The organism is Kitasatospora sp. NPDC047058 (genome assembly GCF_040643935.1).
In the GTDB taxonomy this organism is placed as follows: domain Bacteria; phylum Actinomycetota; class Actinomycetes; order Streptomycetales; family Streptomycetaceae; genus Kitasatospora.
On the sequence record NZ_JBEYVJ010000295.1, the window covers coordinates 1 to 9,075 of the forward strand.

At 74.3% G+C, this 9,075-nt stretch carries 10 protein-coding genes; 9 read left to right on the forward strand and 1 reads right to left on the reverse strand.

All coding sequences use genetic code 11. The annotated features are described in order from the left end of the window. Positions 1-160 precede the first annotated feature (160 nt). A complete protein-coding gene (locus ABZ885_RS30330) occupies positions 161-715 on the reverse strand; it encodes a SigE family RNA polymerase sigma factor (protein WP_360195504.1) in 555 nt (184 codons plus the stop codon). A gap of 413 nt (positions 716-1,128) precedes the next feature. Between ABZ885_RS30330 and ABZ885_RS30335 the strand changes: the two genes are divergently transcribed. The 9 genes from ABZ885_RS30335 to ABZ885_RS30375 all read left to right on the forward strand — a co-directional run bounded on the left by ABZ885_RS30335 (position 1,129) and on the right by ABZ885_RS30375 (position 8,975). Continuing rightward, the gene (locus ABZ885_RS30335; RefSeq protein ID WP_360195507.1) at positions 1,129-2,832 is read left to right on the forward strand and encodes a peptidoglycan-binding protein; all 1,704 of its coding nucleotides are present in this window, start codon (positions 1,129-1,131) and stop codon (positions 2,830-2,832) included. Further along, positions 2,829-3,524, forward strand: coding sequence for an ABC transporter ATP-binding protein (locus tag ABZ885_RS30340; protein WP_360195509.1), 696 nt, complete (start codon positions 2,829-2,831; stop codon positions 3,522-3,524). The genes ABZ885_RS30335 and ABZ885_RS30340 overlap by 4 nt, the downstream gene beginning before the upstream one ends. Continuing rightward, on the forward strand, positions 3,521-4,756 hold the full coding sequence (locus tag ABZ885_RS30345; protein WP_360195512.1) for an ABC transporter permease: 1,236 nt from the start codon (positions 3,521-3,523) through the stop codon (positions 4,754-4,756). Before ABZ885_RS30340 ends, ABZ885_RS30345 begins: the two co-directional genes overlap by 4 nt. Positions 4,757-4,947: 191 nt before the next feature. Next, complete coding sequence (locus ABZ885_RS30350) at positions 4,948-5,643, forward strand: hypothetical protein (protein ID WP_360195515.1); 696 nt, start codon at positions 4,948-4,950, stop codon at positions 5,641-5,643. A 110-nt stretch (positions 5,644-5,753) separates the two neighbouring features. Further along, positions 5,754-7,310 (forward strand): bifunctional lysylphosphatidylglycerol synthetase/lysine--tRNA ligase LysX, encoded by a 1,557-nt coding sequence (lysX, locus tag ABZ885_RS30355; RefSeq protein WP_360195518.1) that lies wholly within the window; start codon positions 5,754-5,756, stop codon positions 7,308-7,310. A gap of 4 nt (positions 7,311-7,314) precedes the next feature. Continuing rightward, positions 7,315-7,437, forward strand: a complete 123-nt coding sequence (locus ABZ885_RS30360) for a hypothetical protein (protein ID WP_256463529.1) — start codon at positions 7,315-7,317, stop codon at positions 7,435-7,437. A gap of 120 nt (positions 7,438-7,557) precedes the next feature. Beyond that, positions 7,558-7,986 carry a BlaI/MecI/CopY family transcriptional regulator gene (locus ABZ885_RS30365; protein ID WP_360195521.1) on the forward strand — a complete coding sequence of 143 codons (429 nt, stop codon included), beginning with the start codon at positions 7,558-7,560 and terminating at the stop codon, positions 7,984-7,986. A 9-nt stretch (positions 7,987-7,995) separates the two neighbouring features. Then, complete coding sequence (locus ABZ885_RS30370) at positions 7,996-8,532, forward strand: amino-acid N-acetyltransferase (protein WP_360195524.1); 537 nt, start codon at positions 7,996-7,998, stop codon at positions 8,530-8,532. A gap of 92 nt (positions 8,533-8,624) precedes the next feature. Then, complete coding sequence (locus ABZ885_RS30375) at positions 8,625-8,975, forward strand: Lsr2 family protein (RefSeq protein ID WP_360195527.1); 351 nt, start codon at positions 8,625-8,627, stop codon at positions 8,973-8,975. Positions 8,976-9,075: the final 100 nt, after the last annotated feature.

The following is a 9,075-nucleotide window of genomic DNA, read 5'->3' on the forward strand; positions in this document are numbered from 1 at the left end:
GAATCCGGAGCGGAAGCGGACCGTGATGGCGTTCACGTGCGGCCAGCGCTCACGGGCGTGGTGGTTGAGGCGCTGGCGGAGATGGTGCTGCATCGTTTCGGGTCGGTCGGTTGATGATGGACGTGGGTGAGCCGGGTGGGGCGTGTCCGCCCAGGGCGCCTCAGCGCTCGGCGAGTTCGCCGAGGCCGTCGCCGAGGACGGTGCGGATCCGGCCGAGCGCCCGGACGGTCTGCGTCCGGACGGCGCCCGAACTGCGGCGCAGGATCTCGGCGGTCTCCTCGACGCTGCGGTCCTCCCAGTAGCGCAGGACCAGCACCGCCCGGTCGCGGGGCGCGAGCCGGGCGAGTGCGTCGACCAGGGCCAGCCGCAGCGCGGGGTCGCTCTCCCGCACGGCGGTGTCCGGGACGGCGTCGACGGGCTGTTCGCCGCTGCTGCGCCGGCTGCGGTGCGACAGGAAGGCCCGCACCAGCACGGTGTGCGCGTACCCGGCCGGGTTGTCGATCCGGGCGCGCGGGGCGAACCAGGAGGTCCGGTGCCACTGGACGTAGATCCGCCCGAGCGTCTCCTGGACCAGGTCCTCCGCCAGGTGGGTGTCGCCGCCGGCGAGCAGGCAGGCGGTCCGGTACAGGTGCGGGGTCCGGGCCGCCGCGAAGGCCCGGAAATCCTCGTCCCGGTCCCGGCCCCCCGCCGTCCGAAGCTGACCTTCTCGTGCCATCCGCCGGGCTCCCCCCGCCTCGTTTTCCCCTACACCTGGATGACCTGCGGCGGGCCGGGGATGTTACAGGCGCCCGCCGGCTTTTCCCGGTGCCGGACGGTCCGCCGGGCACGAACGGGACAATTCCCGTACGGGGCCGACGGCCGTGCCCGCTGTGCTAGTTTCGCGCCCGCGGCCCGGTGCTGCCGGGCTCGCGGCCAGGCGGCGTCAGGTGCCGAGGGGGTGCGGGAACGGATCCGGCACGGAGCCGCCCGGCGCCGTCGGGCAGGGCGCCGGGGCCCGGACGAAGCTCGCCGACCGGCCCTTCGGGTCAGGGGCGAGGGCGATCTGATATACCGTCAACTCTGCCGTAGATAAGCCTGGTTGGCCGCACCGGTCGGCTTCGGCCCGGACGGCCGGATCGAGGGTGGGGCGTGACCGAGTCGAAGGTGCCGGACGTGACGGCCGAGGACGCGCCGGCCGGCGGGGCGGAACCGCCGGACGCCGGCTCCGGGCAGCACGGGCTGCAGCGCCGCAGGCGGCTGCTGCTGGTCGTGGTGGCGGCCGCGGTGGCCGTCTCCGGCGGCGGGCTGGCCGCCTCGCTGGTGATCAAGTCGCCCGCGCAGGCGGCGGCGGAGAGCAAGCCCCCGCCGGCCGACGTGCTGACCGCCCCGGTCGAGAAGCGGGTGCTGACCGACTCGGTGGTGGTCCGCGGGCAGGTCAGCGCCGGCCAGTCGGTGGACGTGGCGCCGGCCGGTGGCGGGACGGGCGGGGCCAGGCCGGTGGTGACCAAACTGCCGGTGAAGGCCGGCGACCAGGTCCGGCCCGGCCAGTCGGTGCTGGAGGTGGCCGGGCGGCCGGTGTTCGCACTCAAGGGCGACCTCCCGGTCTACCGGGACCTCCGGCCGGGGGCCGCCGGCCAGGACGTCAAGCAGCTCCAACAGGCCCTGGAGGAGCTCGGGTTCGGTTCCGACGGCGACCCCGAGGGCTCCTACGGGACGGCCACCGAGGCCGCGGTGAAGGCCTTCTACGCGGCGCGCGGCTACGACCCGCTGCCGGCCTCCCCCGACGGGGACGCCCAGGTGGGTGCCGCACAGGACGCGGTGACCGGCGGCGAACGGGCGCTCTCGGACGCCCAGGACGCGCTGAAGGCGGCCCGGAAGCGCTACGACGAGGCGGTGGCCGCCCAGCAGGCCCGGCAGAGCGCCCAGGCCACCGCTCCGGCCACCCCGCCGGCCATCCCGCCGGCCGGCTCCGGTGGCCCCGGCGGTACCGCCGCCGGCGGCGCGGGGGCGGGCGGAACGGGCACGGACGGAACGGGCACGGGCGGAGCGGGCACGGGCGCCGCGGCCGGCGAGGACCCGGTGGACGCCGCCCGCACGGCCGTCGACACCGCCCGGAAGCAGGTCACCCGGGCCGGCGAGGACCTGGCCAGACTGCAGAAGAAGGCCGCCGACGCCAGAGCCGCCGACGGCCCGATGGTCCCGGCCGCCGAGCTCCTCTTCCTCTCCGGCTTCCCGGCCCGGGTGGACTCGGTGTCCGGCCGGATCGGCGGCGAGGTCAGCGGCAGGGTGCTGACGGTCTCGGCCGGGGCCCTGGTGGTCAAGGGCACGCTGACCGTCTCCGACAAGGGCCTGGTCCGCCCCGGCCAGCAGGTGGAGATCCGCTCCGAGCTGACCGGCACCAAGGCGGCCGCCACGGTCTCGGCGGTGGCCGACACCCCCGGCGACGGCCCGCCGGCGGGCGGCGGCGGCACCGGCCAGCAGGGCGGCGGCAGCGGCCAGGCGGGCGGCGGCGGCCAGGCCGGCGGGAACCCGGCCGGCTACCAGCTGGTGGTCCAGCCGGACGCCCCGCTCGACCCCGGGCTGGCCGGCCAGGACGTCCGGCTCACCGTCCAGGCCGCCTCCTCGGCCGGCCCGGTCCTGGTCGTCCCGCTGTCGGCGGTCTCCGCGACGGCCGACGGCAGGACCGTGGTGACCGTCCACGAGAACGGGCAGCGCCGCCGGGTCGAGGTCACCCCGGGCACGGCCGGCGGCGGCAGCACGGAGGTCCGGCCGCTGACCGAGGGCGCGCTCAAGCCCGGCGACCAGGTGATCGTCGGTGTGAAGGACGCCTCGGCCCGGGTGGGCGGCCGGTGAGCACACCCGTGATCGAGTTCCGCCGGGTCGGCCTGACCTACCCCGGGCCGCCCCCGGTCACCGCGCTCAGGCCCTGCGACCTGACCGTCGCCGCGGGCGAGTACGTCACGGTGACCGGACCGTCCGGCTCCGGCAAGTCCACCTTCCTCAACCTGGCCGGCCTGCTGGACACCCCGACCTCCGGCCGGTACCTGCTGGACGGCATCGACACCGGCACGCTCCCGGACGGCGGCCGCACGGCGCTGCGCGGTCGCCGGATCGGCTTCGTCTTCCAGTCCTTCCACCTGCTGCCGCACCGCTCGGCGGCCGAGAACGTCGGGCTCGCCCTGCTGTACACGGCGTCCCGGGGCCGCCGCAGCGCGGCCGAGCGGCGGGAGCTCGCCCGGGCGGCCCTCGTCCGGGTGGGCCTCGGCCACCGGCTGGACGCCCTGCCGACCCGGCTCTCCGGAGGCGAGCGACAGCGGGTCGCGATCGCCCGGGCGCTGGTCGGACGGCCCTCGCTGCTGCTCTGCGACGAGCCGACCGGCAACCTGGACAGCGCCACCGCGGAGTCCGTCCTCGCCCTGCTGGACGACCTGCACGCGCAGGGCCTGACCGTCCTGCTGATCACCCACGACCCGCAGGTGGCCGCCCGCGGCCGCCGGACGGTGGCGATCCGCGACGGCGTGCTGCGGGAGGTGGCCACGGCATGAGGCCGCGCCGCCGCACCCGCGCGGTCGAGCCGACCCGGCTGCCGCTGCGCGACCTGCTCGCCGAGGCCCTGGCCGGGGTGCTCCGGCGCCCGGCCCGCTCGGCGCTGACGGGCCTCGGCACCGTCCTCGGGGTGGGCGCCTTCGTGGCCGTCCTCGGGCTGACCGCCACCGCCTCCGCCCAGATCGACTCCCGGTTCAGCGTGCTGTCGGCGACCGAGGTGAGCGTCGAGGACACCGGCGGCCCGCATCCGGAACTGACCCGGCTCTCCTTCCCCGCCGACGCGGACGCCCGGATCCGGCGGCTGAACGGGGTCGAGGCGGCCGGCGTCTACTGGCCGGTCCGCCAGGCCACCGGCACCGTCCGGGCCGCGCCGGTCGGCCGGCGGTCCGGCGGGGACCAGGTGGCGGTGGTCGCCGCCTCGGCCGGCGTCCTCGCCGCCGCCGAGCCGCAGCTGGTGCAGGGCCGCACCTTCGACTCCTGGCACGACGCCGGCGGCCGGCAGGTGGCCGTGGTCGGCGCCGCCGTGGCCGCCCGGCTGGGGATCACCACGCTCGACACCCAGCCCGCGGTCTTCCTGGACGGCAAGCCGTTCACCGTGATCGGGATCGTCGGCGACGTCCGGCGCAAGGCCGACCTGCTGCTCTCCGTCACCGTGCCGCGCGGGGCCGCCGAGCGGCTCTGGGGACCGCCGGTGCAGGACCGGGCGAAGATGATCATCTCGACCCGGATCGGCGCCGCCCGGCAGATCGCCGACGAGGCCGCGCTCGCCCTGGACCCGGCCCGCCCGGAGTACTTCAAGCCGGTGCCGCCGCCGGACCCGCGCACCCTGCGCTCCGGCGTCACCTCCGACCTCGACCGGCTCTTCCTGCTGCTCGCCGGGATCTGCCTGGTGATCGGCGCGGTCGGGATCGCCAACACCACCCTGGTGGCCGTCCTGGAGCGGACCGGCGAGATCGGCCTGCGCCGGGCGCTGGGCGCCGGGCGCCGGCACATCACCGGCCAGTTCCTCGCCGAGTCGGCCTCGCTCGGCCTGGTCGGCGGCCTGGTCGGCAGCTCGCTGGGGGTGCTCACCGTGCTCGGGGTGGCCCTGGCCCGGGACTGGACCCCGGTCGTCGACCCGGCGACGGTGGCCGCCGCCCCGGCCGTCGGCCTGGCCACCGGACTGCTGGCCGGCGTCTACCCGGCGTGGCGGGCGGCCCGGGTCCAGCCGGCCGAGGCGCTGCGCCGCTGAGACACCGCGGACACCGGAGCGCCGCACCGCCCGACGGACGGGCCCCGCCCCCGCCGGGCCCGTTCGTCCACGGCACGTCCGGCGGCACGCGCACCGGCCGAACGTGGGGCGTCGGCGCGACGTTACCGACAAATCGGATATTCCTCACGTAGTGTCAACCCATGCCTACGCCACACGGATCGCGCGGCGGCATGGCTTTCAGCGCCGACGAAGTCCGCGTGCTGCGCCGCGCCCTCGCCCAAGCCCTGCACCCCGCCGTCCCCGTCCACCTCCAGGTCCCCGACCGGCTGCCGTTCGCCGGCGCGGGCGCCGAACTGTGGGCCGAGGACGTCCAGGACGCCCTTCGCCTGACCGAGGCGATCGACGAGGCCGTCCAGGAGGGCGGCCGGCTGCGCGCCTTCCTGCTCGCCGACCTCGGCCGCTACCGCGCGGCGCTGCCCGGCAGCGCCACCGGCTACCTGGAACGCCTGGAGGAGGCCGTCACCGACGGCTACCTCCCCGGGCCCGAGGACCTCACCGCACTGCGCGGGCTGACCCGCCAGCCGTGCGGGCAGCACGAGCGGTCCCGCCGTTCGCGGCTGGCCGGCCGCTGCCACGCCCTGGCCGAGGCCGCCGTCCGGGAACGGCTCGCCCTCACCACCGGGCAGCGCCACCTCGTCGCCGTACCGAGCCCTGCCGCACCCCCGAGCAGTCTCCCCACCCCTGTTGGAGGACGGATCCCGATGAGCAGCACCGACGCCGGCACCGAGAAGCCCGCCGCTCCCCAGAACCCGCCGCACCGGATGCCCACCCCGGCCGAGCTGTTCGGCCGCCGTCCCAAGCCGCCGGCCCGCCCGGCCGCCCCCGCCGCCCCGGACGAACTGGAGCTCGCCACCGGCACCGGCTGACCGCACCCCGCCCGTGGAGGGGGGAGACCGCACCCGCGGTCTCCCCCCTCCGGCCCGTGGCGGGGACATCCCGTCGCGGAGCACCCCGTGAGCCTGGCTACCCTGGTGGGGTGAGCGATCAGAGCCCCCTCCCCGCGACCGACGACCTTCCCGAGCAGATGCGCGTCCGGCGCGAGAAGCTGGACCGGCTCCGGGCGGCCGGCGTCGACCCGTACCCGGTCGGCTTCCCCCGGACCAGCACCATCGCGGACCTCCGTGCCAAGCACCCGGACCTCGCTCCGGACACCGCGACCGGCGAGCGGGCCGGCATCACCGGCCGGGTGATCCTGTCCCGGACCGGCGGCAAGCTCTGCTTCGCCACCCTGCGCGACGGCAGCGGCGACCTCCAGGTGATGCTCTCCCTGGACAAGCTGGGCGAGGAGCGGCTGGCGGCCTGGAAGTCCGACATCGACCTCGGCGACCAGGTCGGCGTCGAGGGCGAGGTGATCACCTCCCGCCGCGGCGAGCTGTCGGTGATGGTGGACGACTGGACCCTCACCGCCAAGTGCCTGCGTCCGCTGCCGGACAAGCACAAGGGCCTGACCGACCCGGAGGCCCGGGTCCGCCAGCGGTACGTCGACCTGATCGTCAACCCCGAGGCCCGCGAGATCCTGCACCTGCGGTCCAAGGTGGTCCGCTCGATCCGCCGCACCTACGAGGAGCGCGGCTACATCGAGGTCGAGACCCCGATGCTGCAGCCGGTGCACGGCGGCGCCAACGCCCGCCCGTTCAAGACGCACATCAACGCGTACGACATCGACCTCTACATGCGGATCGCCCCCGAGCTGTACCTCAAGCGGCTCGTGGTCGGCGGCGCGGAGAAGGTCTTCGAGATCAACCGCAACTTCCGCAACGAGGGCGCGGACTCGACCCACAACCCCGAGTTCACCTCGCTGGAGTCGTACGAGGCCTACGGCGACTACGACACCCAGGCCGAGCTGATCCGGGCCACCATCATCAACGCCGCCCGGGACGCGCTGGGCACCACGGTGATCAAGGGCCTCGACCCGCACGGCGTCGAGCACGAGATCGACCTGGCCGAGCCGTGGGAGGAGGTCGCCGTCTACCCGGGCATCTCCGCCCGCCTGGGCACCGAGGTCACCCCGGAGACCGGCGTCGAGGAGCTCCGCAGGCTGGCCGCCGAACACGGCATCCCCTTCGAGAAGGAGTGGGGCCACGGCCAGATCGTCCTGGAGATGGTCGAGCGCCTGCTGGAGGAGAACGCCGTCCGGCCGACCTTCATCAAGGACTACCCGACCGAGGTCTCCCCGCTGACCCGCCAGCACCGCTCGATCGCGGGCGTGGCCGAGAAGTGGGACCTGGTGATCTTCGGCACCGAGATCGGCACCGCCTACTCCGAGCTGGTCGACCCGGTCGAGCAGCGCGCCCGCCTCACCGCCCAGTCCCTGCTGGCGGCCGGCGGCGACGTCGAGGCGATGCAGGTCGACGAGGACTTCCTGCGGGCCCTGGAGTACGCGATGCCGCCCACCGGCGGCCTCGGCCTCGGGGTGGACCGCCTGATCATGCTGCTCACCGGCAAGAACATCCGGGAGACCGTGCTCTTCCCGCTGGTCAAGCCGGAGCCCAAGGCGTCCGCCGCCACGGCGGAGAAGACCGAGGAGGAGTGACCTGATGGACTACGTCAGCGCGATCGTCCCGCCGCTGGTCATGGCGATCGGCTTCGGCTTCCTGGTGCGGGCCATCATCCGCAGCCAGGGCGGGGCCCAGAAGGCCAAGGAGGACCTGGTCGACTGACCCCGTCAGCCGCCCGCAGGCACCGGCGCGCCGCCATTCCCGATTCCCGGGGGTGGCGGCGCGCCGGTTTGGCGGCACTTCACGGGATTTGCCCCATTCACTCCCTATCCTGGCCGCACTATGGTCCGGCAACTCGGCGAACTTGAGAACGCCATCATGACCCGCGTGTGGCGGTGGAACCGACCGGTCACCGTTCGCGAGGTTCTCCTGGATCTGCAGTCGGAACGCGAAATCGCGTACACCACGGTGATGACCGTCCTGGACAAGCTGCACAGAAAGGGCTGGCTGCGCCGCGAGCGCGCCGGACGGGCCTATCGATATGAACCGGTCTCGTCCCGCGAGGCGTACACGGCGGCCCTGATGAACGACGCCTGGGCCACCAGTGACAATCCGGCGGCGGCCCTGGTGCACTTCTTCGGCCTGATGTCGCCCGGGCAACGCGAGGCGCTGCGGGACGCGTTGCGGGTCGCGGCCCTGTTCCCGGCCGAGCCGCCCCCGCCGGATTCCGGGCCCGATACCGGGGAGACCGCGGCCGGGCCGGCACGATAACGTCCCGCCATGGAGGTCACCATCCGCCGGGCGCGGACCACGGACGTGCGGGCAGTGCGCAGGCTCATCGACGCCTACTCGCGCGACGGCATTCTGCTCGACAAGCCCACTGTCACACTGTTCGAATCCGTCCAGGAGTTCTGGGTCGCGGAACGGGACGACGACGGGACGGTCGTGGCCTGCGGCGCACTGCACGTCATGTGGGAGGATCTCGCGGAGGTTCGTACGCTCGCCGTCGACCCGTCCTGCCGCGGGCACGGCGTCGGGCATCTCCTGCTGGAGAAGCTGCTGCAGACCGCGCGCTGGCTGGGCGTCCGTCGGATTTTCTGCTTGACGTTCGAGGTCCCGTTCTTCGCGAAACACGGTTTCGTCGAGATCGGCGAGCTCCAGGAAACCGATGATGGTACGACAGACCCGGCGGCGATCGCTACGGATGTCTATGAAGAACTTCTCCGCTCGTACGATGAAGGTGTCGCGGAGTTCCTCGACCTGGAGCGGGTGAAGCCCAACACACTGGGCAACTCGCGCATGCTGCTGCACCTGTGAGCGGCTCCCGGCCGGGGCAGGGGTTTGTGTTTTCCGCAGAAAGGCGCTTTCCTTTCCTTAGGCAATGGGTCGTTTAGCGGAAAGGGAAGCCCGTGGCACAGAGGGTGCAGGTCATTCTTGAAGACGATCTCGACGGCGGTTCGGCGGACGAGACGGTGACGTTCGCGCTCGACGGCGTTGCCTACGAGATCGACCTGAAGAGCGCCAACGCGGACAAGCTGCGCGGTCTGCTGGCGCCGTACGTGGAGAAGGGCCGCAAGCAGAGCGGCCGGATCGCCGGTGCCCGCCGTCCGGGCCGCGGCACCGCCCCGCGCCCGGCCGGCAGTGCTCCGGACACCGCCAAGATCCGCGCGTGGGCCAAGGAGCAGGGCCTGGAGGTCAACGACCGCGGCCGGGTGCCCAGCACCGTCCGCGAGGCCTACGACAAGGCCAACGCGGCCTGACCCCGGCCGGGCCGGCACACGCGCGGGGCGCGGAGGAGCCTCCATCTCCGGCTCCAGCTCCGCCCGGGTCATGGTCACCACGCGGAAGGTCCCGTTCCAG